Genomic DNA, 26,638 nt, shown 5'->3' on the forward strand with positions numbered 1-26,638 from the left:
GGGGATGGCCGAAACAGGTCTGGTGTGCCGAGTGGCGGTGGCCTGCTAGGCCAGGGTGGCGGACCGTACGCCGACACCATCGTGTAAAAACTCCGCATGACCACTGCTAGGGGCATCGTCATCGTCGGTGGCGGGTTGGCGGCTGCCCGCACGGCTGAACAGCTGCGTCGTTCGGAGTACACCGGACCGGTGACGATCGTCAGCGACGAGGACCACCTGCCCTACGACCGGCCGCCGCTGTCCAAGGAAGTGCTGCGCGCCGAGACTGACGACGTCACGCTCAAGCCTGCCGAGTTCTACGAGGACAACGACATCACCGTGCTCCTCGCCAACGGCGCGCGCTCGGTGGACACCGCCGCCAAGACGTTGACGCTGGCCGATGGCAGCCAGCTGGGCTACGACGAGCTGATCATCGCGACAGGCCTGGTACCCAAACGCATTCCGTCGTTTCCCGACCTCGCCGGAATCCACGTGCTGCGCAACTTCGACGAAAGCCTCGCGCTGCGCAAGGAGGCGGAGTCGGCGCAGCGCGCGGTCGTCGTCGGTGCCGGCTTCATCGGCTGCGAGGTCGCGGCCAGCCTGCGCAGGCTCGGCGTCGCGGTGTCGCTGGTCGAGCCGCAGCCGGCACCGCTGGCGTCGGTGCTCGGAGAACAGATCGGCGAGCTGGTGGCCCGGCTGCACCGCGGCGAGGGCGTCGACGTGTTTTGCGGCGTCGGTGTCTCCGAGGTGAGCGGAAGCGACCGGGTCGAGAAGGTGATCCTGAGCGACGGCACCGAGCTCGATGCCGACGTCGTCGTCGTCGGGATCGGCTCCCAGCCCGCCACCGGCTGGCTGGAAGGCTCCGGCATCGACCTGGACAACGGCGTCGTCTGCGACGCATCCGGCCGGACCAGTGCACCCAACGTGTGGGCGATCGGCGACGTCGCATCCTGGCGCAACACTGTGGGTAAGCAAGTGCGCGTTGAACATTGGAGCAACGTCGCCGACCAGGCCCGCGTTCTGGTGCCTTCGCTGATCGGCCAGGAAGTGTCGGCGGTGACCGCCGTGCCGTACTTCTGGAGCGACCAGTACGACATCAAGATCCAGTGCCTCGGCGAGCCTGAGGCCACCGACACCGTGCACATCGTCGAGGACGACGGACGCAAGTTCCTGGCGTTCTACGAGCGCGACGGCGTGGTCGCCGGCGTGGTCGGCGGCGGCCTGCCGGGCAAGGTGATGAAGACCCGCAGCAAGATCGCTGCGGGTGCCCCCATCGCCGACGTCCTGTAGTGGGCGATTTCGGCGCGCTCATGCACCCTAGCGGGGCAAAAGCGCGCCGAAATCTCAAAATTCGCCGAGGTAGAAGCGGGTGCCCTGGTCGTCGGCGCACAGCGCCGACTTGCCATAGCTCTGCTGGGACGGCGCGTCGAGCACCGTGCCGCCAGCCTCGACCACCCGGGTGACCGCCGCGTCGACGTCCTCGACGGTCCACATCGGAACCGTCACCGACTCGGTCGCGCCGCCGGCCAGCCCCGCCATCGGATGGGTGTGCTGGATGCCCCAGCCGTCCTCGACCCGGCCCGGCTCAAATGACCAGAACAGCATCCGGCTGTAGAACGCCTTGAACGCCGTCGAGTCGGGCACCTGATAGGTGATGTACGAAAGCTCCCCTGGCCCAGCGCCGTTGAGCTTCGGTCGGCGGGTTCCCGGCGCAGGTTCAAACACCGCGAACGGGGCTCCTGCCGGGTCGGTCGCGTTGAGCACCGCACCGAAGTCGAATTCCTGCACATCGCCGACACTGCCGCCGCCGTCGAGGATGGACTGCCGTGCCCCCGCCAGGTCGGTGACCGCATAGCAGCACACCATCGTCGGCGTGCCGGGTGCCGCGACGATGCCGATGCGTTGCTCGGTGTTGGTGACCTGGCGGGTGGCCGGGTCGTAGGTCCAGCCCAGCACGTGGCCGTAGAACGCCGCCGCGCGGTCGGCGTCGGGCGCCCACACCGCGACGTAGCCGACGTCGCCGTGCTGGATCGGCGTCGCGGCGCCGGTCAGCGGTCCGCTGAGCGTCCAGCGGTGCCCGAACGGATCGATGATCGCCGCGCTGCGCGAACCGTGGGCTTCCCTGACCTCCCCCGCAACGGTCGCCCCATGCTCGCGGGCCCGCTCGACGGCGGCGTCGGCGTCCGGCACCGCCAGCATCAGCATCACGGAAGCCGCCTGCGGGGCAGGAGATTTCATGCCGATCTCGGGATATTCGTCGGCGAGGTAGAACATTCCGCCTGCGAGCGCGAGCTCGGCGTGGCCGATGCGGCCGTCGTCCATCACGATCGGCTCGCCGACCAGCGTCGCGCCCAGCGCGTCGACGTACCAGGCGATGGCCTCGCGTGCGTTGGACACGGCGAGGTAGGGCAGCGCCGCCGAGCGGGGCACGCTGGACGCGGCGGTTTCGGTCCCGGCAAGTTCGGCGATCGCGGTATCGGTGCCGCTCATGACAACTCCTTGGGTTCGATTAGGAAGGGACACAGCTGATTCGAGGCGCGCGCGCAGCCGAGCCGCGAACGCCGGATCTGGGTGGACGGGAAGTTCGTCGCCGTGCAGCACGGTCAACGGGTCGTTGCTGTTGTTCACGACTTCCCTCCTTCCGGCTCCGGATAGTTCGATCTGAAGGCGCGGCGGGCCCGCACCAACAGCGCCTCGGTGGCGTGCACGGTTCGGCCGATCAACTCGGCACACTCGGGCACTGAACAGTCGTCCAGGTAGCGCAGCGCCAGCACGGTGCGATGCTGTTCGGGCAGCTTTGCGAGCACGCTCTCGGCAACGATGCGATCCAGTTCGACGTCCCAGTCGTCGGGCGCGTCGAGCGGTTCGGGCAGCTCGGCGACGGGGACGGAGAACCGGTCGTGGCGGCGGCGGTAGTGGTCAGCCAGCTTGTGGCGGGCCACCCCGAGCAGCCACCGCCGACTGATCGGCGGGGGATTCGCCTTTCTGGCGGCATCCATCGCCGCCAGAAAGGTCTCCGACGTCAGGTCTTCGGCGGTGCCACGGTCCCCGCAGCGCCTTACGAAGTAGCCGTAGACAACCGGCAGTGCTTCGTCGTACAGCGCCAACAAGGCCCGTGGAGCGTCGTCGCCATCCGATTCGGCGCTCACACCCATATCGTCGCCATCCGGGCCCAAACTCCGACGCCTTCCGGCGAAATTATTTTCAGCCCCGGTATTCCGGCTCCCACCGCACCTGCGCGATCCGGGCCGCCAGTTCGGCCGGGCTACGGTGCGGGGCCACACCGTCGGTGACGGCCTGGACGGCGACGGCGTGTGCGATACCCACAGCGATCTCGGGTAGTTGCGACCACGCCGGCAACAGCGGTCGAGCCGGATCGGTGAGGGCGGGGGAGGCGTCACCGAGGGCAGCTGCCGCGGCCCGCATCATCTCGTCAGTGACGCGGCGGGCCTGCGCGGCGGTGACGGCCAAGCCGACGGCGGGGAAGATGTAGGCGTTGTTGCACTGGGTGACCGGGTGTTCGACGCCGCCGCGGCGCAACGGAGCGAACGGGGAGCCGGTGGCGATCAGCGCGCGGCCCTCGGTCCACTCGTCGAGTTCAGCCGGGTGGGCCTCGGCACGGCTGGTGGGGTTAGACAGCGGAAAGATGATCGGCCGCGGTGTCTTGGCCGCAACCTCACGCACGATTTGTTCAGTGAAAGCCCCTGCGGCAGTGGATAGCCCGATCAGCACGCCGACATCCACATGGTGCGCGACGTCGGCGAGCTGAGGTGGTTCGGTCAGTCCCCAGTCGGCGACGCGCCCTGCCGGCTGGGCGAACTTGTGTTGGTCCGGCGACAGATCGGTGCGGTCGTCGGTGAGCAGGCCCTTGATGTCGACGACCCAGATCTGCGCGGCGGCCTGCTGCGGCGACAGCCCTTCGGCGACCATCTGACGATGCACCATCTCCAGCACCCCGATACCGGCCGAACCGGCGCCCAGCATCACCACCTGCTGCTGTGACAGCGGCAGGCCCGCGACCTTGGCGGCGCCGTGCAGCGCACCGAGGGTGACCGCCGCGGTGCCCTGGATGTCGTCGTTGAATGTGAGCAGCCGGTCGCGGTAGCGCCGCAAGATCGGCAACGCGTGCGCGTTGGCGAAATCCTCCCACTGCAGCAGCACATCGGGCAGTTCTTCGGTTACCGTGCTGACGAATTCGTCGATGAACGCGAAATACTCGTCACCGTCGATGCGGCGGTGACGCCAGCCCAGGTACTGCGGATCCTCGAGGAGCTCCACGTTGTCGGTGCCGACGTCGAGCACGATCGGCAGGGTTCGGGCGGGATCGATGCCGCCGATGAGGGTGTAGAGCGAGAGCTTGCCGATCGGAATGCCCATCCCGCCGATGCCCTGGTCGCCCAGGCCGAGGATGCGCTGGCCGTCGGTGACGACGATGACGTCGACGTCATGGAATGACCGGTTGCGCAACACCTCACGCAGCCACTTCCGGTCGGGATAGGACACGAACAACCCGCGCGGGCGTTGGTAGATCTCGCTGAACCGCTGGCACGCCTCTCCGACGGTGGGCGTGTAGACGATCGGCATTGTGTCGCCGATGTGGTCGCGCAGCACTCGGTAGAACAGGGTCTCGTTGCGGTCCTGCAGCGCGCGCAGGTAGATGTGCTTGTCCAAATCCGCACGGCGCCTGCAGAACTCCTGCCAGCAGTGCTCGGCCTGCTGGGCCAGTGTCTTGGTGGCGGTTGGCAGCAGGCCCAGGAGCCCGAACTCGCGACGTTCATCATGGGTGAACGCGGTGCCCTTGGTCCACAACGCGTCGAACAGCAGAGCGTGTCCAGCTTTCTTCTCGGGCATCGAGAAATCCCCTCCGGCGACTGGCCCCCAAGTTAGCGCCGACGTCGTCGATACGCGAAGCGTTTCAGCGTTCCAGTTCCGAGAGGCCGTCGCTGACCGTGTCGAAGGCCGCCCCGAGTGCCTGCGCCAGCGAAACCGTCTCGTCGGCCAACCAGTGTTCGTAGGCCGACAGGGCCACCCCGAGCATCGTCCATGCCACCGTCTGCGGTGTCAGGTCGGTTGGTCTTCCCCCTAGCCGGCGTGCCACGAACGCCGCGACGACCTTGCGCCAACCGGCATACATTGTCATCGAATAGGCTTGCAGTTCAGCGGTTTCCAGGATCACGCGCATCCGCTGGCGGTGACGGACCGTCTCCGCTTCGTCAAAGGTGTTGAACGCCAGCAGGGCGCCGCGCAGCGCCTCGCCGATCGGCACGCCCGGGTCGAGGTCGGCGAGCAAATCGCGCAGATGGTCGAGGTGGCCGTCGAAGTCACCCCACGGCAGGGCGTTCTTGGAGGGGTAGTAGCGAAACAACGTGCGGCGGGCGATCCCCGCGGCCTCGGCGACGTCCTCGACGCTGACCGCGTCGAAACCCCGCGCGGTGAACAGGTCGATGGCCACGTTGCTGAGGTGGTCGGTGGTCGTGGAGCGTCGACGACCCACGCGCGGCGGGGAATCCGGTCGCATCAGCCCACCCCCACTTTTAATTCGGCACTCGATGCCATATTATGGCGATCTCGCTCACAATTGTCGAGAGTCTGTGATCCGAAAGGTGGACCGCCATGGAGCCGAATCAGCAGGTCGAGAACACCGAGCTGGTGACCGAGACGCTGGTCGAAGAGGTGTCGATCGACGGGATGTGCGGGGTCTACTGACCGTGGCTTCGTCGATGGCGGTGTCCGGCGGCGACGCGGTGTCGCCGACGGGCACGGCGTTCGACCCCGGACGCGGCTGGCGGCTGCACCACCAGGTGGCGGTGCGGCCGGAGCCGTTCGGTGCGCTGCTGTACCACTTCGGGACGCGCAAGCTGTCATTTCTCAAGAACCGGACGATCGTCGACGTGGTCAACACCCTCGCGGATCATCCCGATGTTCGGTCCGCCTGCCGTGCCGCCGGCGTCGACGACGCGCAACAGGCTCCCTACCTGCATGCACTGCGTGTGCTTGCCCAATCGAAAATGCTGGTACCGCAATGACTTCTGTAGATATGCCGCCCGCGCCGGCGCCGGTTCCACGTCTGATCGAGCAGTTCGAGCACGGACTGGACGCCCCGATCTGCCTGACCTGGGAACTCACCTACGCATGCAACCTGGCCTGCGTGCACTGCCTGTCCTCATCGGGCAAACGTGATCCGCGTGAGCTGAGCACCCAGCAGTGCAAGGACATCATCGACGAGCTCGAGCGCATGCAAGTGTTCTACGTCAACATCGGTGGCGGCGAACCGACTGTGCGTCCTGACTTCTGGGAGCTCGTCGACTACGCCACCGACCATCACGTCGGCGTGAAGTTCTCCACCAACGGGGTGCGCATCACCCCGGAGGTGGCCGCGCGGCTGGCCGCCAGCGACTACGTCGACGTGCAGATCTCCCTGGACGGCGCGACCGCCGAGGTCAACGACGCCGTCCGCGGCGCCGGATCGTTCGCGATGGCGACCACAGCGCTGCAGAACCTCGCCGACGCGGGCTTCAAGGACGCCAAGATCTCCGTCGTCGTCACCCGCCACAACGTCGACCAGCTCGACGAATTCGCCGCGCTGGCAGCGCAGTACGGTGCGACGCTGCGCATCACCCGGCTGCGGCCCTCCGGCCGCGGCGCCGACGTATGGGACGACCTGCATCCGACCGCCGAACAGCAGGTCCAGCTCTACAACTGGCTGGTGGCCAAGGGCGACCGCGTGCTGACCGGTGACTCCTTCTTCCACCTGTCCGGCCTAGGTGAACCGGGCGCGCTGGCGGGCCTGAACCTGTGCGGGGCCGGGCGGGTGGTGTGCCTCATCGATCCGATCGGCGACGTCTACGCCTGCCCGTTCGCCATCCACGACCGGTTCCTTGCCGGAAACGTGTTGCGCGATAGTGGTTTCGGCACCGGATTCCAGAATGTGTGGAAGAACGCGCCGCTGTTTCAGGAGCTGCGCGAACCGCAGTCCGCAGGTGCGTGCGCAAGCTGCAACCACTACGACAGCTGCCGCGGCGGTTGCATGGCCGCGAAGTTCTTCACGGGCCTGCCGATGGACGGTCCTGACCCCGAATGCGTCGAGGGCTACGGCGCCCCCGCGCTGGCCCGCGAGCGCGACAAGCCGCGGCCCAGCCAAGACCACTCCCGCAGTCAGCCGGTCATGCTCAAGCTGTTGACCAAACCTCCGGCCCGGCTGTGCAACGAAAGCCCGGTGTAGGAATGGCGCGAGATACCTGGTTCGAAACCGTCGCGATCGCCCAGCAGCGGGCCAGGAAGCGGCTGCCCAAGTCGGTGTACGCGGCGCTGATCGCGGCCAGCGAGAAGGGTGTGACGGTCGCCGACAACGTCGACGCCTTCGCCGAGTTGGGCTTCGCGCCCCACGTGGTCGGCGGGGTTGAGAAGCGTGACTTGGCGACAACAGTGATGGGACAAGATATTTCGATGCCCGTCGTGATCTCGCCGACGGGCGTGCAGGCGGTGCATCCGGACGGGGAGGTCGCCGTCGCGCGCGCGGCCGCAGCGCGCGGCACTGCGATGGGGCTGTCGTCGTTCGCCAGCAAGCCGATCGAAGAAGTGATCGCCGCCAACCCGAAGACGTTCTTCCAGGTGTACTGGCTGGGTGGTCGCGACGCCATCGCCGCCCGCGTCCAGCGGGCCCGGGAGGCCGGCGCGGCCGGCCTGATCGTCACCACCGACTGGAGCTTCTCCCACGGTCGGGACTGGGGCAGCCCCAAGATCCCCGAGCAGATGGACCTGCGCACCACGGTCCGGATGCTGCCCGAAGGGCTGACCCGCCCGCGCTGGTTCCTGCAATGGGCCAAAACCCTGCGTCCGCCCAACCTGCAGGTGCCCAACCAGGCGGCCCGCGGTGAACCCGGCCCGCCGTTTTTCGCGGCGTATGGCGAGTGGATGTCCACCCCGCCGCCGACCTGGGCCGACATCGCCTGGCTGCGGGAACTGTGGGGCGGACCGTTCATGCTCAAGGGCGTGATGCGGGTCGACGACGCCAAACGTGCTGTGGACGCAGGTGTTTCAGCGATCTCGGTATCCAACCACGGCGGGAACAACCTCGACGGAACGCCCGCGTCGATCCGGGCCCTGCCCGCGATCGCAGAGGCCGTCGGCGACCAGGTCGAGGTGTTGCTGGACGGCGGCATCCGGCGGGGCAGCGACGTCGTCAAGGCGGTGGCACTCGGTGCGCGCGCGGTCATGATCGGCCGGGCTTATCTGTGGGGGCTGGCGGCCAACGGACAGGCCGGCGTCGAGAACGTCCTCGACGTCCTGCGCGGTGGCATCGACTCGGCCCTGCTGGGCCTGGGGCTGGCCGCCGTGCAGGATCTTGCGCCCGAGCACGTGCTCGTCCCGCCGGGGTTTGTGCAGGCGCTGGGGGTACCCGCCGATCCGGCGAGCTGAGGCCGTCGCTGCTGGTACAGGCGTGGCGCAGGGGACGGACGTGGTGACTCGGCTGTCGTCGGCGACGACTTCGGAAAATCAATTGCTACGCATGCACCAACAATCGGCGCACGACAGGTGAATTCGGCCTACCATCGGCGGGTGGCTTCCCTTCGCGCGCTCGGTAACGTGACGTCGAGGCAGCTACAGAACGCGTCATCAGCGTTGATCGTTCCGGTCGGATCGACCGAACAGCATGGACCCCACCTGCCACTGGACACCGACACCCGCATCGCGACCGCGGTGGCCTACGCCGTCGGGCAGCGGATGACCGACCGAGATGAATCGAACTGGATGGTCGGGCCGGCGATCGGGTACGGCGCCAGCGGCGAGCATGAGGGGTTCAGCGGCACCATCTCGATCGGCACCTCGGCTCTGCACCTTTTGCTGCTGGAGTTCGGCCGGTCAGCCTCGCGGTGGGCCTCGCGTGTCATCTTCGTCAACGGCCACGGCGGGAACGTCGACGCCTTGGTCAGCGCGACGACTCTGCTTCGCCGCGAAGGCCGGGATGCCGCATGGTGCTCGTGCAGCGTGGCGAGCGCCGACGCGCACGCCGGCCATACCGAAACCTCTGTACTGCTACATATTTCGCCGAAGGACGTGAGGCTCGACGAACGCGTGCCCGGTAACCGAGCGCCGCTGGCGGAGCTCATGCCCCAGATGCGTCGCGGCGGCGTCGCCGCGGTCAGCGAGGTGGGTGTGCTCGGCGACCCCACCACTGCGTCCGCGCAGGAGGGCGCGTACTTGTTCGCGAGCATGGTCGACGGCTGCTTGCAGCGGATCGCCCGCTGGGCGCCGGGGCGCGACGGGATGTTGACATGACGGGCCCGCGGCTGCCGGATGGGTTCGCGATCCAGGTGGATCGCCGCGTCAAGGTGCTCGGCGAGGGCTCCGCGCTGCTCGGTGGATCCCCCACCCGGTTGCTGCGCCTGGCGCCGGCCGCACGGACCATGCTCAACGCGGGCCGCCTCGAAGTGCACGACGCCGTCAGCGCACAGCTCGCACGCACACTGCTCGACGCGACCGTCGCACATCCGCGACCGGCCACCGGACCCTCGCACCGTGATGTGACGGTCGTTATCCCGGTGCGCGACAACACAACTGGACTGCATCGTCTGGTCGCCTCGCTGCGCGGGCTGCGCGTCATCGTGGTGGACGACGGGTCGATCGCCCCGGTCCAACCGGCCGATTTCACCGACATGCACTGCGACGTCACCGTGCTGCGCCACGACCGCAGCAGGGGACCGGCGGCAGCGCGCAACGCCGGCATGGCGGCGTGCGGCACCGACTATGTGGCCTTCCTGGACTCCGACGTGGTGCCCCGGCGCGGATGGCTGGAGGCCCTGTTGGGCCATTTCTGCGACCCCGCGGTCGCGCTGGTCGCCCCCCGCATCGTCGGGCTGCGCGAGCCAGTCAACACCGTCGCCCGCTACGAAGCCGTGCGCTCCTCGCTCGACCTCGGCGTGCGTGAGGCGCCCGTCGTACCCTACGGCACCGTGTCCTACGTGCCCAGCGCCGCGATCATCTGCCGCCGTTCGGTGCTCAAGGAGATCGGTGGATTCGACGAGACGCTGAGGTCCGGCGAAGACGTCGACCTGTGCTGGAGGTTGATCGAGGCAGGAGCCCGGCTGCGCTATGAGCCGGTCGCGCTCGTCGCCCACGATCACCGCACACAGGTTCGAGAATGGCTCTCGCGCAAGTCTTTTTACGGCTCGGCGGCCGCGCCGCTTGCGGTACGCCACCCCGGCAAGACCGCGCCGCTGGTGATCTCGGGGTGGACGCTTGTGGTGTGGATGCTGCTGGTGATGGGCTCCGGCTTCGGATATCTGGCGTCGATGGTGGTCGCCACCATCACCGGTCGTCGCATCGCCAGGTCCCTGTCCACGGTGGAGACCGAGCCCAAGGAAGTCGCGGTGGTGGCCGCGCACGGCCTGTGGTCGGCGGCGCTGCAACTCGCTTCGGCGATCTGCCGGCACTACTGGCCGGTCGCGCTGATCGCCGCACTGCTGTCGCGACGGTGCCGGCAGGTGGTGCTGGTGGCTGCGGTGGTCGACGGGGTGGTGGACTGGATCGGCCGCAACAGCAAGGCCGAGGAGGACGCCAAACCCATCGGCCTGCTCACCTACATCCTGCTCAAACGACTCGACGACATCGCCTACGGAGCCGGTCTGTGGACCGGCGTGGTACGGGAACGCCATTTCGGTGCGCTCAAGCCCCAGATCAGGACCTGAAGTTCCGCCTTGCACAGCGACGTACTCATTGTCGGTGCGGGAAGTGCCGGATCTGTGTTGGCCGAACGCCTTTCAGTAGACCCGGACTGCCGGGTCACCGTCGTGGAGGCTGGGCCGGGCCCATCCGACCCGCAGGTGCTCATCCAGATTCAAGACGGGCTGCGGCTGCCGATCGGCGCGGCCAGTTCGGTGGTGCGCAGGTATCCCACGACGCTGACGTCGTCGCCGCAACGCCACGCACAAATCATGCGCGGCGCCGTCGTCGGCGGATCCGGAGCGGTCAACGGCGGCTATTTCTGTCGCGGGCTGCCGAGCGACTTCGACGGTTGGGGGTTACCGGGCTGGACGTGGGAGGAGGTGCTCACGCATTTCCTGGCGATCGAGACCGACCTGGACTTCGACACCCCGATCCACGGGTCGGCCGGCCCGATTTCGGTGCGTCGGGTTGCCGAATTCGAGGGCTGCACCGCCGCTTTCGTTGATGCGGCGATAGGCGCCGGATATCCCTGGATACCCGACCTCAACGGGTCCACGGCCGACACCTCGCTTCCGGCTGGGGTCGGCGCTGTCCCGCTGAACGTCGAGAAGGGAACCCGGGTGGGCCCCGGCGGCGCGTTTCTGCAGCCGGCGATGAGCCGGGCGAACCTCACCGTGCTGACCAACCATCGGGCCGCGCGGGTTCGCATCGACCGGAGCCGGGCAACAGGGCTGGACTGTATCGGTCCGAACGGCGCTGTCGAGCTGGCGGCGGATCGAATCGTGTTGTGCGCCGGTGCAATCGGCTCAGCGCATCTGTTGATGCTGTCGGGTGTCGGGCCGGAGAACGTCCTGCGCACAGCGGGGATCCAGGTGCATGCGGCGCTTCCGGTCGGCGCCTCCACCGCCGATCATCCGGAGTGGGTGCTGCCGGTGAACTGGTCGCCCAGCCGCGCGGCGCTACCTTTGGAGGCGGTGCTGACCACCGCTGATGGACTCGAGATCAGACCCTACACAGCGGGTTTCGGCGCAATGGTGAGCGGGCGCCGCAACGATCCCGCCGACCGGCCGCATCTCGGTGTGACGTTGATGCAACCGCGTTCGCGGGGGCGCGTCACCGTCACATCAGCGGACCCGACCGTGCCGCCGACCATCGAGCACCGCTACGACAGCGAGCCCGACGACGTGGCCCAGCTGCAGGCGGGCGCCGAGCTGGCCCGCGAACTGGTCGACGCCACCACCGATGTCGGCGCGGTGTCGTGGTCCACCTCGCAGCATCTCTGCGGCACCGCGCCGATGGGGTCCGACGACGACCCCGCGGCCGTCGTCGACCCGCGATGCCGGGTCCGCGGCATGGACGGCCTCTGGGTGGTCGACGGATCGGTGCTACCGACGATCACCAGCCGCGGCCCGCACGCCACCATCGTGATGCTGGGGCATCGCGCCGCGGAGTTCGTCACGGGCTGATTTCTTCCGGCGAGCAGACGCAAAGTCGTACTAAACACGCGGATTCGGCAACACTTTGCGTCTGCTCGCCACAAAGGGCGAGTCGCTCAGCGCAGCGAGTAGCGGATCGGCAGGTGCTTGAGCCCGCCGACGAACACCGTCGACGTCAGTTCCGGCTCGCCGGCCAACTCGATCGACTCCAGGCGGGGGAGCAGTTCGGTGAAGAAGCTGTTGATCTCCATCCGGGCCAGCGCCGCACCGAGGCAGAAGTGCACGCCGTAACCGAATGCGACGTGCTTGTTGGAGTCGCGACCGACGTCGAACTTGAACGGCTCGTCGAACACATCCTCGTCGCGGTTACCGGAAACATAAGCGAGGTAGACGGATTCGCCCTGTTTGATCGGTACGCCACGCACCTCGGCATCGGCGGCGGCGGTGCGCATGAACTCCTTGACCGGGGTGGTCCAGCGGATCATCTCTTCGACGGCGGTGGGCATCAGGTCTGGGTTCTCCTTCAGCCGAGCGAGCTGATCGGGAGTCTCGATCAGCGCCTGTAGCCCACCGGAGATCGCGTGGCTGGTGGTGTCATGCCCGGCGGTGGCCACGATCACGTAGTAGGACAGACAGTCGACGTCGGAGAGCAGTTCCCCGTCGACGCGACCGTTGGCGATCGCGGATGCCAGATCATCGGTGGGATTCGCCCGGCGGGACTCCGTCAGCTTCCGGAAATAGTCGAAGAAGTCCACCAACACCTCCATCTGCTCTTCGGGTGTGGTGCCGCGCTTGTACTCGTCCTCGTCGCCGCCGAAGAGCTCCTGGGTGAGCCGGAGCATGCGCGGGAAGTCCTCCTCGGGCAGGCCGAGCAGCGACATGATTACGTACAGCGGGTAGTTGACCGACACCTCGGTGACGAAGTCGCATTCCGGCCCCACTTCGGCCATCTTGTCGACATAGTGCTTGGCCAGCTCGTCGACCCGCGTCTTCAGCGCGCGCATCGCCTTGGGGCGGAACCAATCTGCGCCGATCGCTCGCACCTTGCGATGGTGCGGATCGTCCATGTGGATCAACGTGCGCAGACCCATGCCGGCCTCGAGTTGCGCCTTGGCGAGGTCGTCGGCCTCCGCGGTCGCCAGCAGCGGCCGGGGCTCAGACAGCCAGAGGTCGTTCGCGCGCTCGATGTCCATGATGTCGGCGTGCTTGGTGATCGCCCAGAACGGCCGGTACGGCGGGTTGTCGACGTAGGCCACCGGGTCGTTGGCCCGCAGGTGGGTAAGCGCCGCGTGTAGCCGTTTGTCGTCGGCGTAGGCCTTCGGATCCGCCAGGACCTTGGCGGCCTCATCCATCGTCGGCGTGCTCATACAGGCTCCTCCATCGCGCTCGACCTAACTTGACGGGTGTCAAGTTACCAGTATATGTGACGAAGCACACGCTGGCATCCAGACGGTGTCAGTAGTCTCGGCGCCGTGCTCTCGGCAACGCTTCGCCCGGTCCCGGCCAAGGTCATAGCGGTGGCCGTGGCATTGGTTGTGCTCTGCTCGTGCGCACAGGGCGGCACCGCCGTCGTCGACGTGCCGGCCGCGCCCGGGGTGGTGCAGACAGACATGGGCGCGGTGCGCGGCACCGTCTCTGCCGATCACCGTTACTTCGCCGGAATCCCTTATGCCGCAGCGCCGGTCGGCCCGCTGCGCTGGCGCCCGCCGCAGCCAGTGCGCAGTTGGGAGGGCCTGCACGACGCCGCGCGGCCCGGCCCACGGTGCGTCCAGGACGCCACCAACGACGTCGACGGCCGGCCCACCAGCGAGGACTGCCTGATCCTCAACGTGTGGACACCGCCGCCGTCCGGCGAGCTCCGGCCGGTGATGGTGTGGATCCACGGCGGGGGCTTCACCAACGGCAGCGGCGACATCTACAACGCGCGCGCGTTGGCCGGCCGCGGCCAAATCGTCGTCGTCACCCTCAATTACCGGCTGGGCGCGCTGGGATTCCTCGCGCATCCCGCGCTGGGTGCGGGCGCCGACGTCGGCAACTACGGGCTGGCCGACCAGCAGGCGGCGCTGCGGTGGGTGCGCGACAACATCGCCGCGTTCGGTGGCGACCCGCAGAAAGTCACGATCGCCGGGGAGTCCGCGGGCGGCATGGCGGTCTGCGACCACCTCGTCGCACCCGACTCGGCCGGGTTGTTTCGGGCGGCGATCATCCAGAGCGCGCCGTGCCAGGCCCAATACGAACTGCCGGCCGCCCAGGAGGTGAGCCTGCGGTACGCGGCCGAGGTCGGGTGCGCCGGCGCCGTCGTCGCCGCGCAGTGCCTACGTGCGTTACCGGCCGACAAGCTGGCGCGCGCCCTGTTCTATGACCGCATCGGCACCGAACAGTTGAGCGGTCCGGTGACCGGAACGGCGACGCTTCCGGTGGATCCGCTCACCGGGCTGGCCGAAGGGCGCGCGGCACGTGTGCCGGTGTTGATCGGCACGACGGCCGACGAGTTCAACTTGTTCACCGCGCTGCAGTATGTGCGCGGCCGCGCGATCGACGCCGCCCACTATCCCGAGTTGCTCACCGAAGCGTTCGGTGCGCACGCGGAGGCGGTGGCGCAGCGATATCCACCCGACCGCTTCGGAGGCAGTGTGCCGCTGGCGTATTCGGTGGCGACGACGGACGGCGTGTTCGCGTGCGTCGCCGACCGGATGGCCGATGCGCTGGCCGACGGGCGGGCCGTGTACTCCTACGAGTTCGACGATCCCCATGCGCCCGCGCCGGAGCCGTTGCGTGCGGCGCCGTTGCCGGTCGGGGCCGGGCACTCGTTGGAGCTGCGCTATCTGTTCGACGTCGGCGGTGCGCCGGCACTGACCCCAGCGCAGCAGCGGCTATCCGAGCAGATGATCGACTACTGGAGCGAGTTCGTGACGACCGGCTCACCGGGTTCGGGCTGGCCGGAGTTGGGCGACGACGCCGCGGGGGAGCGGATGTTGTTGCAGCCCGACGGCAGCCGGGTGGTCACGACGTTCGAGGAGCGCCACCAGTGCCCGTTCTGGGCGGGCTTGGGTTAGATGGTTTATGCGCCGAAAGGGACAAACGGGCGGAAAAGTGCGAGGCAGATCCCGCCCTTACATCTCTCGGCGGCCGGATCGGCGTCACCAGCACGTGGTCGCGACGGCCATGTGCGGCTATCTTACTCCGCAGTAAGGTAGCCGGGCGTGCGGCCGGGGCGCGGTAGCCTGGTCGGGGCGGCGCCGAGTTCGACATGATGGTGCGATCTACTCGCACTTTTCCGCTCGTTTGTCCCTGTGGGCGAATTTGGCCGAGGCTGCGATCTAAGGCATACTGTTCGGGTTGCCTTGAGCCGGGACGGAGCCCATTTCGGGACTGCCTGGCAGGGGGCATACGACCAGCGCCCCAAGCGGGCGTGTCCGGTCCCCATCTCGATCGCGACGGTTTCCGACGCGGACGGATACGCGTGAGGGCGACACACCCGAGCGCGGGGGTCGGTGAACCATAGACAGGAAAACAGCGGCGGCAATGCCCGCGCGACCGGGTTGGTCTTGGCGCGCGGGTTACAGACCAGGCCCAGCAGGGGCCCGTTAGTAGTGAGGTAGGAGAAGCGTGGCGGGACAGAAGATCCGCATCAGGCTCAAGGCCTACGACCATGAGGCGATCGACGCCTCGGCGCGCAAGATCGTCGAGACGGTCACCCGCACGGGCGCCAGCGTGGTCGGCCCGGTGCCGCTGCCAACTGAGAAGAACGTGTACTGCGTCATCCGCTCACCGCACAAGTACAAGGACTCGCGGGAGCACTTCGAGATGCGTACACACAAGCGACTGATCGACATCCTCGACCCGACGCCGAAGACGGTCGACGCGCTCATGCGTATCGACCTGCCGGCCAGCGTTGACGTCAACATCCAGTAGGAGATTCCAGAGAAATGGCTAGGAGAGGCATTCTGGGCACCAAGCTGGGCATGACGCAGGTGTTCGACGAGAACAACAGGGTCGTGCCGGTGACGGTCGTCAAGGCCGGTCCCAACGTCGTCACGCGCATCCGCACCGCCGAGCGCGACGGCTACAGCGCCGTGCAGCTGGCCTACGGCGAGATCAACCCGCGCAAGGTGAACAAGCCGCTGAAGGGTCAGTACGACGCCGCGGGCGTCAACCCCCGCCGCCATCTCGCTGAGCTGCGGCTCGACGACGGCGCCGCCGACGAATACGAGGTCGGCCAGGAGCTGACCGCCGAGATCTTCAGCGACGGCAGCTATGTCGACGTCACCGGCACCAGCAAGGGCAAGGGCTTCGCCGGCACGATGAAGCGCCACGGCTTTTCCGGTCAGGGCGCCAGCCACGGCGCCCAGGCCGTGCATCGCCGCCCCGGTTCCATCGGCGGCTGCGCGACGCCGGGCCGGGTGTTCAAGGGCACCCGGATGGCGGGCCGGATGGGCAATGACCGCGTCACCACGCAGAACCTGTTGGTGCACAAGGTCGATGCCGAAAACGGCGTGATTTTGATCAAGGGCGCCATCCCCGGCCGCAACGGCGGTCTGGTGATGGTCCGCAGCGCAATCAAGCGAGGCGAGAAGTAGATATGGCTGCCAACACCCTCAAGATTGACGTCCACACCCCGGGCGGCAAGACGGACGGCTCGGTCGAGCTGCCCGCCGCGCTGTTCGACGTCGACGCCAACATCGCACTGATGCACCAGGTGGTGACCGCGCAGCAGGCCGCGGCTCGCCAGGGCACGCACTCGACCAAGACCCGCGCCGAGGTTCGTGGCGGCGGTAAGAAGCCGTACCGGCAGAAGGGCACCGGACGCGCCCGCCAGGGTTCGATCCGCGCGCCGCAGTTCACCGGCGGCGGCATCGTGCACGGCCCGAAGCCGCGGGACTACAGCCAGCGCACCCCGAAGAAGATGATCGCGGCGGCACTGCGCGGCGCGCTGTCGGACCGGGCGCGCAACGGCCGCATCCACGCGGTCACCGAACTGGTTGAGGGCCAGACGCCGTCGACCAAGAGCGCCAAGAGCTTCCTGGCCACCCTGACCGACCGCAAGCAGGTGCTGGTTGTGATCGGGCGCACCGACGAGACCAGCGTCAAGAGCGTGCGCAACCTTCCTGGCGTGCATGTGATTTCGCCGGATCAGCTCAACACCTACGACGTGTTGAAGGCCGACGACGTGGTGTTCAGCGTCGAGGCCCTCAACGCGTACATCAGCTCGAACAGCAATGAGGAGGTGTCGGCCTGATGGCGACCGTCACTGACCCCCGCGACATCATCTTGTCCCCGGTCATCTCGGAGAAGTCCTACGGGCTCATCGAGGACAACGTCTACACCTTCATCGTTCACCCGGACTCGAACAAGACCCAGATCAAGATCGCTATCGAGAAGATCTTCAAGGTCAAGGTCGCGTCGGTGAACACCGCCAACCGGCAGGGCAAGCGCAAGCGCACCCGCACCGGTTACGGCAAGCGCAAGAACACCAAGCGCGCCATCGTCACGCTGGCCGAGGGAAGCAAGCCCATCGATTTGTTCGGAGCACCGGCCTAGCCCGGGGATCAGAGAGACCAAGAGAAACATGGCAATTCGCAAGTACAAGCCGACGACCCCGGGTCGTCGCGGTGCCAGCGTCTCCGATTTCGCCGAGATCACTCGCGACCATCCGGAGAAGTCGCTGGTGCGTCCGCTGCACGGCAAGGGTGGGCGCAACGCGCACGGCCGGATCACCACGCGGCACAAAGGTGGCGGCCACAAGCGCGCCTACCGGGTGATCGACTTCCGTCGCCACGACAAGGACGGCATCAACGCCAAGGTCGCGCACATCGAGTATGACCCCAACCGCACGGCCCACATCGCGCTACTGCACTACTTCGACGGCGAGAAGCGCTACATCATCGCCCCGCAAGGTCTGTCGCAGGGTGACGTGGTGGAGTCGGGTCCCAACGCCGACATCAAGCCCGGTAACAGCCTGCCGCTGCGCAACATCCCCGCCGGTACCGTCATCCACGCCGTGGAGCTGCGGCCCGGCGGCGGCGCCAAGCTGGCCCGCTCGGCGGGTGTGAGCATCCAGCTGCTCGGCAAGGAAGGCACCTACGCCTCGCTGCGTATGCCCTCCGGTGAGATCCGCCGCGTCGACGTGCGCTGCCGCGCCACCGTCGGCCAGGTCGGCAACTCCGAACAGGTCAACATCAACTGGGGCAAGGCCGGCCGGATGCGGTGGAAGGGCAAGCGCCCCAGCGTCCGCGGTGTCGTGATGAACCCGGTCGACCACCCGCACGGCGGCGGTGAGGGCAAGACCTCCGGCGGCCGCCACCCAGTCAGCCCGTGGGGTAAGCCCGAGGGCCGTACCCGCAAGCCCAACAAGCCAAGCGACCAGCTCATCGTCCGACGCCGTCGCACGGGCAAGAAGCATCACCGGTAGGAGTAGACGATGCCACGCAGCCTGAAAAAAGGTCCGTTCGTCGACGACCATCTGCTCAAGAAGGTCGACGTTCAGAACGAGAAGAACACCAAGCAGGTCATCAAGACCTGGTCGCGTCGCTCGACGATCATCCCCGACTTCATCGGGCACACCTTCGCGGTGCACGACGGCCGCAAGCACGTCCCGGTGTTCGTCACCGAGTCGATGGTCGGGCACAAGCTCGGTGAGTTCGCACCGACCCGCACGTTCAAGGGTCACATCAAAGACGACCGGAAGGCCAAGAGGCGCTAATGACTACAGCGACTGAATATCCGACCGCCGTCGCCAAGGCGCGGTTTGTGCGCGTCTCGCCGATGAAGGCGCGCCGGGTCATCGACCTGGTGCGCGGTAAGCCGGTGGCCGATGCGCTCGACATCCTGCGGTGGGCGCCGCAGGCGGCCGGCGAGCCGGTCGCCAAGGTGATCGCCAGCGCTGCCGCCAACGCGCAGAACAACGACGGCCTGGATCCGTCCACCCTGGTGGTGGCCACCATCCACGCCGACGAGGGGCCGACCGCCAAGCGCATCCGCCCCCGCGCACAGGGCCGCGCGTTCCGGATCCGCAAGCGCACCAGCCACATCACGGTGATCCTGGAGAGCCGGCCATCGAAGGACGACGGGGGCGGCAGGTCGGCCAGCGCGTCGCGGGCCCGCCGGGCGCAGGGCAGCAAGGCTGCCGCCGCCAAGAAGGCGCCCGCGAAGAAGGCACCTGCGGAGAAGGCGACCGCCGAAAAGGCAACCGCTGAAAAGGCACCGGCCAAGAAAGCTGCCGCCAAGAAGGCGCCGGCTGAGCAGGCTGCCGCTAAGAAGACTGCTGAAGCGTCCGACGCGAAGGAGGGCTCGGAGTAGTGGGCCAGAAAATCAATCCCCACGGCTTCCGGCTCGGTATCACCACCGGCTGGAAGTCCCGGTGGTATGCAGACAAGCAGTACAAGGACTACGTCAAGGAAGACGTCGCGATCCGGCGGCTGCTGGCCACCGGCCTGGAGCGGGCCGGCATCGCCGACGTGGAGATCGAGCGGACCCGCGACCGGGTGCGCGTCGACATCCACACCGCGCGGCCGGGCATCGTGATCGGCCGCCGCGGCACCGAGGCCGACCGCATCCGCGCCGACCTGGAGAAGCTGACCGGCAAGCAGGTACAGCTGAACATCCTCGAGGTGAAAAACCCGGAGTCCCAGGCACAGTTGGTGGCTCAGGGCGTCGCCGAGCAGTTGAGCAACCGCGTCGCGTTCCGCCGCGCCATGCGTAAGGCGATCCAGTCGGCGATGCGTCAACCCAACGTCAAGGGCATCCGCGTGCAGTGCTCGGGCCGTCTCGGCGGCGCTGAGATGAGCCGTTCGGAGTTCTACCGCGAGGGCCGGGTGCCGCTGCACACGCTGCGCGCCGACATCGACTACGGCCTGTACGAGGCGAAGACGACGTTCGGCCGCATCGGCGTGAAGGTGTGGATCTACAAGGGCGACATCGTCGGTGGCAAGCGCGAGTTGACGGTGGCACCGCCCTCGGAGCGGCCACGTCGCGAGCGCCCGTCGGGTACCCGCCCGCGCCGCAGCGGTGCATCGGGCACCACCGCGACGGGCACCGAGGCCAGCCGCGCGGCTGCCGGGGCCGAAGCCGCCCCTGCGGCGGCCGAGGCTGCAGCGGGCACCGAGGCCGCTGCCGGTGCCGCCGCGGAGACCACGACTGAGAAGACAGAGAGCTGACAATGCTGATTCCCCGTAAGGTCAAGCACCGCAAGCAACATCACCCGAGGCAACGCGGTCTCGCCAGCGGCGGCACCACGGTGAGTTTCGGTGACTACGGCATCCAGGCACTGGAGCACGCCTACATCACCAACCGCCAGATCGAGTCCGCCCGTATCGCCATCAACCGGCACATCAAGCGTGGCGGCAAGGTGTGGATCAACATCTTCCCGGACCGCCCGCTGACCAAGAAGCCCGCCGAAACCCGGATGGGCTCGGGTAAGGGTTCGCCGGAGTGGTGGGTGGCCAACGTCAAGCCGGGCCGGGTGTTGTTCGAGCTGAGCTACCCCGACGAAGAAACCGCGCGGGCCGCACTTACTCGCGCGATCCACAAGTTGCCGATCAAGGCACGCATCGTTACCCGAGAGGAGCACTTCTGATGGCAGTGGGAGTGACGCCGGGCGAACTGCGCGAATTGACCGACGACGAGCTCAAGGAGCGGCTGCGCGAGTCCAAGGAAGAGCTGTTCAACCTGCGCTTCCAGATGGCTACCGGTCAGCTGAGCAACAACCGCCGGCTTCGAACGGTGCGTCAGGAAATCGCGCGGGTGTACACCGTGCTGCGCGAACGTGAGTTGGGCCTGGCTTCCGGGCCTGTAGGTGAGGATTCGTAATGGCTTCCAAACAAGACCAGGCAAAGCCCAAGGGGCCCAAGCGCACACCGCGCGCCGAAGAGCAGCGCGGCCGCCGCAAGACCGCGATCGGTTACGTGGTCAGCGACAAGATGCAAAAGACCATCGTGGTCGAGCTCGAAGACCGTAAGAGCCACCCGCTCTACGGCAAGATCATCCGCACCACGAAGAAGGTCAAGGCCCACGACGAGAAGGGGGATGCCGGCATCGGCGACCGCGTCTCGCTGATGGAGACCCGCCCGCTGTCGGCCACCAAGCGCTGGCGGCTGGTCGAGATCCTCGAAAAGGCCAAGTAGCCCTCGCGACCACACGCTGAATCGCCCAACTTCGGATGAAGTTGGGCGATTCTGCGCTTATCGACGCGACCTCTTTGCGCCGAGTGTCGAGTTGTCAGACGCTATTTCGATACTGGCGTAGGACAACCCGACACTCGACGCGGCATTAGGAGCGTAAATGACTGTCATTCCCGGTGGCTTTCGCGCGCCGACCGCGCGCGAAAACAAGGTGGGTGCACAGGATGTTCACCGTTGGATCCAGAGCGGCCGGTTCAATTATCCGACCAAGTATGAGTTCGACGGCGGTACGCGTGAGCAGTTCAAGCTGATCGTCGGCGAGTACTGCCGGATGGAGACCGAGAAGACGACCGGCAGTACGGCTCGTTGTTGGACAGCCTGGCCCGGTTGCGCGCGTTCGGCCGGGTCGATTAGCAGCCGGTAGACATCCCACGCCCGGAAAGTTCGTATTCGACGGATCCCGCCTGAATTTTGGGCATACTGATTTGCTGTGACTCGGGGGAATCCACCATTTTGGTCGAAGTGCGTCAGCGCCGTATGCGGGGTCGGGCTGGTGCTGGCGCTCACCGCCCCGTCGGCGTGGCCGCAACCCGGTGAGGGGGGCGTGGTGGCCGACGCGCCCAGCCTTGGCCTCAACGTCCTCGGTGCGACGTCGACGTTGGCGTTCTACGGCGACCAGGGCGTGATGTCGATTACCGTTCCGGTGCCCCGGGGTCTGGTCCCCGCGAGCGTCGACGCGGTGGTGGAGATGCCGGTCAACGTGGGGTCGGCACCGTCACCGCGATGCAAGGCGACCGCACGCTTTCGCGGGTGCCGCTGCCGCCTGAGGGCGGGCCGGTGGCGATTCCGTTGACCGGGGTGCGGATCGAGGACAATGCGGCGACGGTGACGCTGCGAAGTTACCTGGTTCCGATCGAGGGCTACTGTCTGGATCCGTCGAACCCGCTGCGACTGGTCAACACCGCCGTGCGCTACACCGGCGTAGAAGCGGCGCCCACCACGGTCGCTGACTTTCTGCCGCCGGTGCTGCGCCAGCTCAACATGTATTTGCCGGCGGCACCGACACGCGCCGAGTCCGAGGCGGCGATACGGTTGGCGACCGCGGTCGTCGCCCACTACGGCCAGCAGTATCCCGAAGTGACGGTGAGCCCGCTTGAAGCCGAACAGGATGCACCCGTCGAACCGTCGGCGCCGATGCAACGCCACGTCGTCATCCGGGAAAGCCCAGACGCCGGTGTCGCGCTCCAGGGTGACACCGGCGTGCCGGTTCTGCAGATAACCGGTTCTGCTGACGCGCTTTCCGATCAGGTGCGGTTGCTGTCCAGCGATGTCGGACGGCTCGCGCTGAGCTCGAGCGCCGTAGCGGGACCGCTTCGGTCCAGTCCGGTCTTGCCGGCCGATGTCACCTCGCTGCGCGAACTCGGTCAACCCGGGGTGAACGCGACAGCGTTGGCGCCGCAGGTGACGATCGGCCTGGACCAGACACGTCTCGGCCGCTCCGCGCACAACATCCGCGTGCACCTGCGCGGCTCGTACACGCCGCTGCCGTCGTCGGTCGGCGGCGACCTCGTCGCGTCCGTCGCCGGTGAGACCATCGACCAGTGGCCCACTGACGGGTCGGGAAACATCGATCGCTGGATCGACGTCCCCGATCACCTGCTGCAGCGCTACATCAACCTTGGCGTCGCGGTCAGGATCGCCGGAAACACCGGCCGCTGCGGCGAATTCCAGCCGATCACCCTCACCATCGACGGCGACAGCCCGGTGCAAAGCGCCGCGGCGAAACCACCGGTGCCCGGCGGGTTCCAGTCGGTACCGCAGGCGTTGATGCCACGGCTGAACGTCGGCATCGACGGCGGGTTCGACGACACCCGGCGCGCGGTGGCCCTTCTGGTCGCCCTGCAGCGGCTCAGCGCGCTGCGCATCGGACCCACTGTCACCTCAGTCGACGACGCGATCAGCTCGACCAACCCGGCCGTGTTGGTAAGCGCCGAAGGATGGTCTGATGACCGGATCACGTTGCCCGTCAACATCGATACGCAAGGACAGATCACCGTATCGAACGTCGACGGGACCGGGGAAGAGGGCACGGTCACGCTGGATCCTGCGCGCCCGTTCGGATCGCTGCAGACGGTCGTTGACGGTGACCGTACCCTGCTGATCGCCACCTCCAACAACGGCTCTGCACAGCTCGACGATCTGCTGAACTGGATCAACTCGGATGTCGAACGTTGGTCGCGGGTCGGCGGTAACGCGCTCATCGCGATGCCCGACCAAAGTCCCGTCGTGGTGGCCACCGATGCTGAGCAACGGTCGCAAGAGGCCACCGCAGAAGACCGCATCCGGTGGTCGTGGGTGTTCCTGGGCGGCATGGGAGTGTTGCTCGTCGTGGGTGTCACGCTGATCGTGTTGCGCAACAGGCGGGCCCGAGGCCGACCATGAGCACCGCGACGGCAGACCGCGCGGCCTCAACCATACGGTCACTTCTGTCGTGGTGGTACTCCCTGCACCCGTCGTACCGGTTGGCGGTGCGGTGGGCGTTCATCGTGGCCTGCACCGCCGTGGCATTTCACGACAGCATTGCCAGCGTCATCCGGACCACCCGAAACGAGGGCGTCGGCGGATACGTGTGGGTGGTGCCTGCGGCAGCGGTGCTGGTGGCGATCGGCGTGGCGCGTCGGCACCGCACCGAATTGCCGATTCATGACCGCCAGACCGACATCATCGTCGGCAGCATGGGGCTGGTACTGGCCGTATTGGTCCAGGCGGTGCTGGTGCCGCGATTCGCACTGTATTTCTATTTGCTGCGGCTCGATCTGGTGGCGATGTGGTTGTTCGTGCTCAGTTCGAGCATCGTGCTTTTCGGCCTGCGCCCGGTCATCCGCTTCGCGTGGGTGTGGGGGCTGATGTTCATGGTGTTCTCGCTGCCGTACTACCTGTCGGTGGTGTTTCTGGGCGGCGGGAAATTCGCCGCGGGCGCATCCACTCTGATCATCGCGGCGATCGGCACCGGTATCGGCGTGTCGGACGCACCTTCCGGCGCGGGTTCATCGGGTCGGCGGCGGCATGGGGTGTCGGCTTCGCCACGCTCATCGCGATCGGGTTGTTCTTCAACTCCGCACCCGTGTGGGTGTACCAACAGGTGCCCGCGCTCACCGCCATATCGGTGGTCGGTATCGCCATGTACTTTCAGTCCCGGCGTGGCCTGCCCAAACGCGTCCTGGACCGCAAGGTGGAACCCCTTGCCGCCGGGCAGGTTTGGAGCGCAGTACCACTGGTGATCGCGGTGGCGATCGTGCTGACAATTTTTTCCGTGCCGGTCGATGCCACCGCGTCGCGGCTCTCCGGCACCGCCCCCGGCCGGCCCGTCGCGGGACAGCCGCTGGTCGCACCACCGGGCTGGACCTCAACGGGCTACGAGAATTTCGACTGGGTACATCGGTTCTACGGCGGTGGCACCGTGCTCACCCGACAACGGATGACGGCCAGCACCGGGGATCCCCGCTTCGACAAGTACGCGCGGCCCCGCACGCTCGTGGTCGACAGCATCGTGACCGCGCGCCCGTTTGCGTTCGAAATCTATCCGATGCGAGTGCTCTACGAACTCGCCGAAGCGAGGCTCAGCCCGGCCGAGCGTATCGACCTCGGGTCCGGCGTCACGGGATCCCTCTACTCAGTGGTCGACGACAAGCTGCTCATCACCTGGACCGGGCTGACTTTCGGTTGGCGCGACTCGCAGGTCGGCCAACGCATCACGGTCTTCGCGGTCGACAACCATGAACCCGACGCACTGTTCCCGACACCGTCCGACAGCATGGCGTCCACACTGCGGACGCTGATCACGATGTTGTTCCGGGGTAACGCTGTACTCAGCGACGACTCGCCGGGGTTCAAAGACAGTGACCTGTTGACCGAGTTCGGCCGTGCGCTGGTGGCTGCGCAATTCATGGCGGCGGGGCACCGATGACCACGAACATCGACGCGGCCGCCGCCGGGACACCCGAAACAGCGCAGACGCGTGCACTACACCGCGCGATTGAAGGCCTGCGCGAAGACAATCCGATGCATTCTGCGTCGAGTCCGCTCGTGCGATGGCAACGGTGGATGCTGTGGGCCGCGCTCGCTGTCGTGGTCATCGGCGTTGTCTGGAAACCGATGACGACGGCGGTGGTGCTCGTCGCCGCGTGTACGCTCGCCTACCTGCTGACCATGCTCGACCGGGTACTGATCTTTCGCGAGGGGCTGGCCTCGCGCGCGATAGTCATATCCGACGAGGAGGCACGCGCGCTCGATGACCATGAACTGCCGCGCTACACGATCCTGGTGCCCGCCTACAACGAACCCGAGGTCGTCGGCGACCTGATCGGATCGATGGCCGCGCTGGAGTACCCGCGAGACAAACTCCAGGTGCTGTTGCTGCTCGAGGCCGATGACGCCGTGACCATCAACGCCGCCAAGGCATGTGAACAATCCGATGCGATCACCATCCTGTTGGTTCCGCCCGCGGAACCGCGCACGAAACCGAAGGCGTGCAACTACGGTCTGCACTTCGCCACCGGCGACATCGTCACGATCTACGACGCCGAGGACATGCCCGAACCGTTGCAGCTTCGACGGGTGGTCGCTGCGTTTCGCCGCCTCTCAGAGAAGACCGCATGCGTGCAGGCGAAGCTGGTGTACTACAACGGCCACCAGAACATTTTGACCGCCTGGTTCACCGCAGAGTACGCGCTGTGGTTCGGCTACCTGCTGCCAGGCATGATGATGAGCACGTCGCCCATCCCCTTGGGAGGCACGTCGAACCATCTGCGGCGCAGCGTATTAGACGAGATCGGCGCCTGGGATCCTTTCAATGTCACCGAAGACGCCGACCTCGGACTGCGTATCGCCGCGCACGGTTACCATACGGCCGTCATCGATTCGAGTACCCTCGAGGAAGCCAACAGCGATCCGATCAACTGGATTCGCCAGCGATCTCGTTGGTACAAGGGATATTTGCAGACCTGGCTGGTCCATATCCGGCAGCCGGTCCAACTGTTCCGCACCATCGGGCTGCGCGGATTCGTCCGGTTCAACCTGGTGTTGGGCGGTACGCCGATCGTCGCCGTGCTGAACTTGGCGTTCTGGCTGATCACGCTCTTGTGGTTCCTCGGCCAGCCCGCGGTCGTCGAGGATGTGTTCCCGGCGTTCGTCTACTTTCCCGCGTTGATCGCGTTGGTGCTGGGGAACGCCACCACCCTCTACATGAACCTGATCGCGCTGCGCGAAGACGACCGATCCGACCTTCTGCTGGCGGCGCTGACCGTGCCGGCCTTCTGGTTGATGATGAGCATCGCCGCCGCCAAGGGCTGCTATCAGCTGGTGCGTAATCCGTCGTACTGGGAGAAGACTTTTCACGGCCTCGCCGAACAACCCGATGACGACGACGGGTCCACATGA

The 26,638-nt window shown here is 67.0% G+C and carries 31 protein-coding genes; 26 read left to right on the forward strand and 5 right to left on the reverse strand.

The window, feature by feature from the left end; all coding sequences use genetic code 11:
* The first annotated feature begins 96 nt into the window (after nt 1-96).
* Complete coding sequence (locus tag ABQE44_RS03965) at nt 97-1,269, forward strand: NAD(P)/FAD-dependent oxidoreductase (RefSeq protein ID WP_448392761.1); 1,173 nt, start codon at nt 97-99, stop codon at nt 1,267-1,269.
* Nucleotides 1,270-1,323: 54 nt separating this feature from the next.
* On the opposite strand, the gene ABQE44_RS03970 is transcribed toward ABQE44_RS03965, so the two are convergent.
* The 4 genes from ABQE44_RS03970 to mftR all read right to left on the reverse strand — a co-directional run bounded on the left by ABQE44_RS03970 (nt 1,324) and on the right by mftR (nt 5,497).
* Entirely contained in the window at nt 1,324-2,607 is a 1,284-nt protein-coding gene (locus ABQE44_RS03970) for a VOC family protein (protein WP_448428416.1), read from the reverse strand.
* Nucleotides 2,604-3,128 carry an RNA polymerase sigma factor gene (locus tag ABQE44_RS03975; RefSeq protein WP_448392763.1) on the reverse strand — a complete coding sequence of 175 codons (525 nt, stop codon included), beginning with the start codon at nt 3,126-3,128 and terminating at the stop codon, nt 2,604-2,606. The genes ABQE44_RS03970 and ABQE44_RS03975 overlap by 4 nt, the downstream gene beginning before the upstream one ends.
* Nucleotides 3,129-3,183: 55 nt before the next feature.
* Nucleotides 3,184-4,830, reverse strand: coding sequence for an NAD-dependent malic enzyme (locus tag ABQE44_RS03980; protein WP_448428418.1), 1,647 nt, complete (start codon nt 4,828-4,830; stop codon nt 3,184-3,186).
* Nucleotides 4,831-4,894: 64 nt separating this feature from the next.
* Nucleotides 4,895-5,497 (reverse strand): mycofactocin system transcriptional regulator MftR, encoded by a 603-nt coding sequence (mftR, locus tag ABQE44_RS03985; protein WP_448428420.1) that lies wholly within the window; start codon nt 5,495-5,497, stop codon nt 4,895-4,897.
* Between the two features lie 95 nt (nt 5,498-5,592).
* Here mftR and mftA point away from each other — a divergent pair, with 95 nt between their 5' ends.
* The 7 genes from mftA to mftG all read left to right on the forward strand — a co-directional run bounded on the left by mftA (nt 5,593) and on the right by mftG (nt 12,110).
* Nucleotides 5,593-5,685 (forward strand): mycofactocin precursor MftA, encoded by a 93-nt coding sequence (gene mftA / locus ABQE44_RS03990; RefSeq protein WP_448392766.1) that lies wholly within the window; start codon nt 5,593-5,595, stop codon nt 5,683-5,685.
* Nucleotides 5,686-5,699: 14 nt separating this feature from the next.
* Entirely contained in the window at nt 5,700-6,005 is a 306-nt protein-coding gene (gene mftB / locus ABQE44_RS03995; protein WP_448428779.1) for a mycofactocin biosynthesis chaperone MftB, read from the forward strand.
* Nucleotides 6,002-7,201: a mycofactocin radical SAM maturase gene (gene mftC / locus ABQE44_RS04000; RefSeq protein WP_448392767.1), complete on the forward strand. Its 1,200-nt coding sequence runs from the start codon at nt 6,002-6,004 to the stop codon at nt 7,199-7,201. The genes mftB and mftC overlap by 4 nt, the downstream gene beginning before the upstream one ends.
* A 2-nt stretch (nt 7,202-7,203) precedes the next feature.
* Nucleotides 7,204-8,397 carry a pre-mycofactocin synthase MftD gene (gene mftD, locus ABQE44_RS04005; RefSeq protein ID WP_448428422.1) on the forward strand — a complete coding sequence of 398 codons (1,194 nt, stop codon included), beginning with the start codon at nt 7,204-7,206 and terminating at the stop codon, nt 8,395-8,397.
* Between the two features lie 117 nt (nt 8,398-8,514).
* Nucleotides 8,515-9,258, forward strand: coding sequence for a mycofactocin biosynthesis peptidyl-dipeptidase MftE (mftE, locus tag ABQE44_RS04010; RefSeq protein WP_448428424.1), 744 nt, complete (start codon nt 8,515-8,517; stop codon nt 9,256-9,258).
* Nucleotides 9,255-10,667 carry a mycofactocin biosynthesis glycosyltransferase MftF gene (gene mftF, locus ABQE44_RS04015; protein WP_448392770.1) on the forward strand — a complete coding sequence of 471 codons (1,413 nt, stop codon included), beginning with the start codon at nt 9,255-9,257 and terminating at the stop codon, nt 10,665-10,667. Before mftE ends, mftF begins: the two co-directional genes overlap by 4 nt.
* 9 nt (nt 10,668-10,676) lie before the next feature.
* Nucleotides 10,677-12,110 carry a mycofactocin dehydrogenase MftG gene (gene mftG, locus ABQE44_RS04020; protein WP_448428426.1) on the forward strand — a complete coding sequence of 478 codons (1,434 nt, stop codon included), beginning with the start codon at nt 10,677-10,679 and terminating at the stop codon, nt 12,108-12,110.
* 86 nt (nt 12,111-12,196) lie between these two features.
* Here the strand turns inward: mftG and ABQE44_RS04025 are convergent, their stop codons facing one another.
* On the reverse strand, nt 12,197-13,447 hold the full coding sequence (locus ABQE44_RS04025; RefSeq protein WP_448428428.1) for a cytochrome P450: 1,251 nt from the start codon (nt 13,445-13,447) through the stop codon (nt 12,197-12,199).
* Nucleotides 13,448-13,597: 150 nt separating this feature from the next.
* On the opposite strand from ABQE44_RS04025, the gene ABQE44_RS04030 reads away from it, so the two are divergent.
* The 18 genes from ABQE44_RS04030 to ABQE44_RS04115 all read left to right on the forward strand — a co-directional run bounded on the left by ABQE44_RS04030 (nt 13,598) and on the right by ABQE44_RS04115 (nt 26,638).
* Entirely contained in the window at nt 13,598-15,136 is a 1,539-nt protein-coding gene (locus tag ABQE44_RS04030) for a carboxylesterase/lipase family protein (protein WP_448428430.1), read from the forward strand.
* Nucleotides 15,137-15,689: 553 nt separating this feature from the next.
* Complete coding sequence (rpsJ, locus tag ABQE44_RS04035) at nt 15,690-15,995, forward strand: 30S ribosomal protein S10 (RefSeq protein ID WP_003883485.1); 306 nt, start codon at nt 15,690-15,692, stop codon at nt 15,993-15,995.
* 14 nt (nt 15,996-16,009) lie between these two features.
* Nucleotides 16,010-16,660, forward strand: a complete 651-nt coding sequence (rplC, locus tag ABQE44_RS04040; RefSeq protein ID WP_448392774.1) for a 50S ribosomal protein L3 — start codon at nt 16,010-16,012, stop codon at nt 16,658-16,660.
* A gap of 2 nt (nt 16,661-16,662) precedes the next feature.
* Nucleotides 16,663-17,319 carry a 50S ribosomal protein L4 gene (gene rplD / locus ABQE44_RS04045; protein WP_448392775.1) on the forward strand — a complete coding sequence of 219 codons (657 nt, stop codon included), beginning with the start codon at nt 16,663-16,665 and terminating at the stop codon, nt 17,317-17,319.
* Nucleotides 17,319-17,621, forward strand: coding sequence for a 50S ribosomal protein L23 (gene rplW / locus ABQE44_RS04050; protein ID WP_448392776.1), 303 nt, complete (start codon nt 17,319-17,321; stop codon nt 17,619-17,621). Before rplD ends, rplW begins: the two co-directional genes overlap by 1 nt.
* 28 nt (nt 17,622-17,649) lie before the next feature.
* Complete coding sequence (gene rplB, locus ABQE44_RS04055) at nt 17,650-18,492, forward strand: 50S ribosomal protein L2 (RefSeq protein ID WP_448392777.1); 843 nt, start codon at nt 17,650-17,652, stop codon at nt 18,490-18,492.
* 9 nt (nt 18,493-18,501) lie between these two features.
* Nucleotides 18,502-18,783 (forward strand): 30S ribosomal protein S19, encoded by a 282-nt coding sequence (gene rpsS / locus ABQE44_RS04060; protein WP_006245110.1) that lies wholly within the window; start codon nt 18,502-18,504, stop codon nt 18,781-18,783.
* Nucleotides 18,783-19,379: a 50S ribosomal protein L22 gene (gene rplV, locus ABQE44_RS04065; RefSeq protein ID WP_448428432.1), complete on the forward strand. Its 597-nt coding sequence runs from the start codon at nt 18,783-18,785 to the stop codon at nt 19,377-19,379. Before rpsS ends, rplV begins: the two co-directional genes overlap by 1 nt.
* Entirely contained in the window at nt 19,379-20,236 is an 858-nt protein-coding gene (rpsC, locus tag ABQE44_RS04070) for a 30S ribosomal protein S3 (protein ID WP_448392779.1), read from the forward strand. The genes rplV and rpsC overlap by 1 nt, the downstream gene beginning before the upstream one ends.
* Nucleotides 20,237-20,238: 2 nt before the next feature.
* Nucleotides 20,239-20,655, forward strand: coding sequence for a 50S ribosomal protein L16 (gene rplP / locus ABQE44_RS04075; RefSeq protein WP_046753689.1), 417 nt, complete (start codon nt 20,239-20,241; stop codon nt 20,653-20,655).
* On the forward strand, nt 20,655-20,888 hold the full coding sequence (gene rpmC, locus ABQE44_RS04080) for a 50S ribosomal protein L29 (RefSeq protein WP_064345597.1): 234 nt from the start codon (nt 20,655-20,657) through the stop codon (nt 20,886-20,888). Before rplP ends, rpmC begins: the two co-directional genes overlap by 1 nt.
* The gene (gene rpsQ, locus ABQE44_RS04085; RefSeq protein WP_448392780.1) at nt 20,888-21,202 is read left to right on the forward strand and encodes a 30S ribosomal protein S17; all 315 of its coding nucleotides are present in this window, start codon (nt 20,888-20,890) and stop codon (nt 21,200-21,202) included. The genes rpmC and rpsQ overlap by 1 nt, the downstream gene beginning before the upstream one ends.
* 157 nt (nt 21,203-21,359) lie before the next feature.
* Nucleotides 21,360-21,623 (forward strand): hypothetical protein, encoded by a 264-nt coding sequence (locus ABQE44_RS04090; protein ID WP_448428434.1) that lies wholly within the window; start codon nt 21,360-21,362, stop codon nt 21,621-21,623.
* Between the two features lie 66 nt (nt 21,624-21,689).
* Nucleotides 21,690-22,052 (forward strand): hypothetical protein, encoded by a 363-nt coding sequence (locus tag ABQE44_RS04095; protein ID WP_448428436.1) that lies wholly within the window; start codon nt 21,690-21,692, stop codon nt 22,050-22,052.
* Nucleotides 22,010-23,641, forward strand: a complete 1,632-nt coding sequence (locus ABQE44_RS04100) for a hypothetical protein (protein ID WP_448428438.1) — start codon at nt 22,010-22,012, stop codon at nt 23,639-23,641. The genes ABQE44_RS04095 and ABQE44_RS04100 overlap by 43 nt, the downstream gene beginning before the upstream one ends.
* A complete protein-coding gene (locus ABQE44_RS04105) occupies nt 23,638-24,480 on the forward strand; it encodes a hypothetical protein (RefSeq protein ID WP_448428440.1) in 843 nt (280 codons plus the stop codon). Before ABQE44_RS04100 ends, ABQE44_RS04105 begins: the two co-directional genes overlap by 4 nt.
* Nucleotides 24,481-24,512: 32 nt before the next feature.
* Nucleotides 24,513-25,166 (forward strand): hypothetical protein, encoded by a 654-nt coding sequence (locus tag ABQE44_RS04110; RefSeq protein WP_448428442.1) that lies wholly within the window; start codon nt 24,513-24,515, stop codon nt 25,164-25,166.
* Complete coding sequence (locus tag ABQE44_RS04115) at nt 25,163-26,638, forward strand: glycosyltransferase (protein ID WP_448392783.1); 1,476 nt, start codon at nt 25,163-25,165, stop codon at nt 26,636-26,638. The genes ABQE44_RS04110 and ABQE44_RS04115 overlap by 4 nt, the downstream gene beginning before the upstream one ends.

This window comes from Mycolicibacterium sp. XJ2546 (assembly GCF_053483195.1).

What these genes read in the sequence shown, in the direction of transcription:
- ABQE44_RS03965 (WP_448392761.1), top strand. Translation starts at nt 97, where the DNA reads ATGACCACTGCTAGGGGCATCGTCATCGTCGGTGGCGGGTTGGCGGCT.
- ABQE44_RS03980 (WP_448428418.1), bottom strand. Translation starts at nt 4,830, where the DNA reads ATGCCCGAGAAGAAAGCTGGACACGCTCTGCTGTTCGACGCGTTGTGG.
- mftR (WP_448428420.1), bottom strand. Translation starts at nt 5,497, where the DNA reads ATGCGACCGGATTCCCCGCCGCGCGTGGGTCGTCGACGCTCCACGACC.
- mftA (WP_448392766.1), top strand. Translation starts at nt 5,593, where the DNA reads ATGGAGCCGAATCAGCAGGTCGAGAACACCGAGCTGGTGACCGAGACG.
- mftB (WP_448428779.1), top strand. Translation starts at nt 5,700, where the DNA reads ATGGCGGTGTCCGGCGGCGACGCGGTGTCGCCGACGGGCACGGCGTTC.
- mftC (WP_448392767.1), top strand. Translation starts at nt 6,002, where the DNA reads ATGACTTCTGTAGATATGCCGCCCGCGCCGGCGCCGGTTCCACGTCTG.
- mftD (WP_448428422.1), top strand. Translation starts at nt 7,204, where the DNA reads ATGGCGCGAGATACCTGGTTCGAAACCGTCGCGATCGCCCAGCAGCGG.
- mftF (WP_448392770.1), top strand. Translation starts at nt 9,255, where the DNA reads ATGACGGGCCCGCGGCTGCCGGATGGGTTCGCGATCCAGGTGGATCGC.
- ABQE44_RS04025 (WP_448428428.1), bottom strand. Translation starts at nt 13,447, where the DNA reads ATGAGCACGCCGACGATGGATGAGGCCGCCAAGGTCCTGGCGGATCCG.
- rplC (WP_448392774.1), top strand. Translation starts at nt 16,010, where the DNA reads ATGGCTAGGAGAGGCATTCTGGGCACCAAGCTGGGCATGACGCAGGTG.
- rplD (WP_448392775.1), top strand. Translation starts at nt 16,663, where the DNA reads ATGGCTGCCAACACCCTCAAGATTGACGTCCACACCCCGGGCGGCAAG.
- rplW (WP_448392776.1), top strand. Translation starts at nt 17,319, where the DNA reads ATGGCGACCGTCACTGACCCCCGCGACATCATCTTGTCCCCGGTCATC.
- rplB (WP_448392777.1), top strand. Translation starts at nt 17,650, where the DNA reads ATGGCAATTCGCAAGTACAAGCCGACGACCCCGGGTCGTCGCGGTGCC.
- rpsS (WP_006245110.1), top strand. Translation starts at nt 18,502, where the DNA reads ATGCCACGCAGCCTGAAAAAAGGTCCGTTCGTCGACGACCATCTGCTC.
- rplV (WP_448428432.1), top strand. Translation starts at nt 18,783, where the DNA reads ATGACTACAGCGACTGAATATCCGACCGCCGTCGCCAAGGCGCGGTTT.
- rplP (WP_046753689.1), top strand. Translation starts at nt 20,239, where the DNA reads ATGCTGATTCCCCGTAAGGTCAAGCACCGCAAGCAACATCACCCGAGG.
- rpmC (WP_064345597.1), top strand. Translation starts at nt 20,655, where the DNA reads ATGGCAGTGGGAGTGACGCCGGGCGAACTGCGCGAATTGACCGACGAC.
- rpsQ (WP_448392780.1), top strand. Translation starts at nt 20,888, where the DNA reads ATGGCTTCCAAACAAGACCAGGCAAAGCCCAAGGGGCCCAAGCGCACA.
- ABQE44_RS04090 (WP_448428434.1), top strand. Translation starts at nt 21,360, where the DNA reads ATGACTGTCATTCCCGGTGGCTTTCGCGCGCCGACCGCGCGCGAAAAC.
- ABQE44_RS04105 (WP_448428440.1), top strand. Translation starts at nt 23,638, where the DNA reads ATGAGCACCGCGACGGCAGACCGCGCGGCCTCAACCATACGGTCACTT.
- ABQE44_RS04115 (WP_448392783.1), top strand. Translation starts at nt 25,163, where the DNA reads ATGACCACGAACATCGACGCGGCCGCCGCCGGGACACCCGAAACAGCG.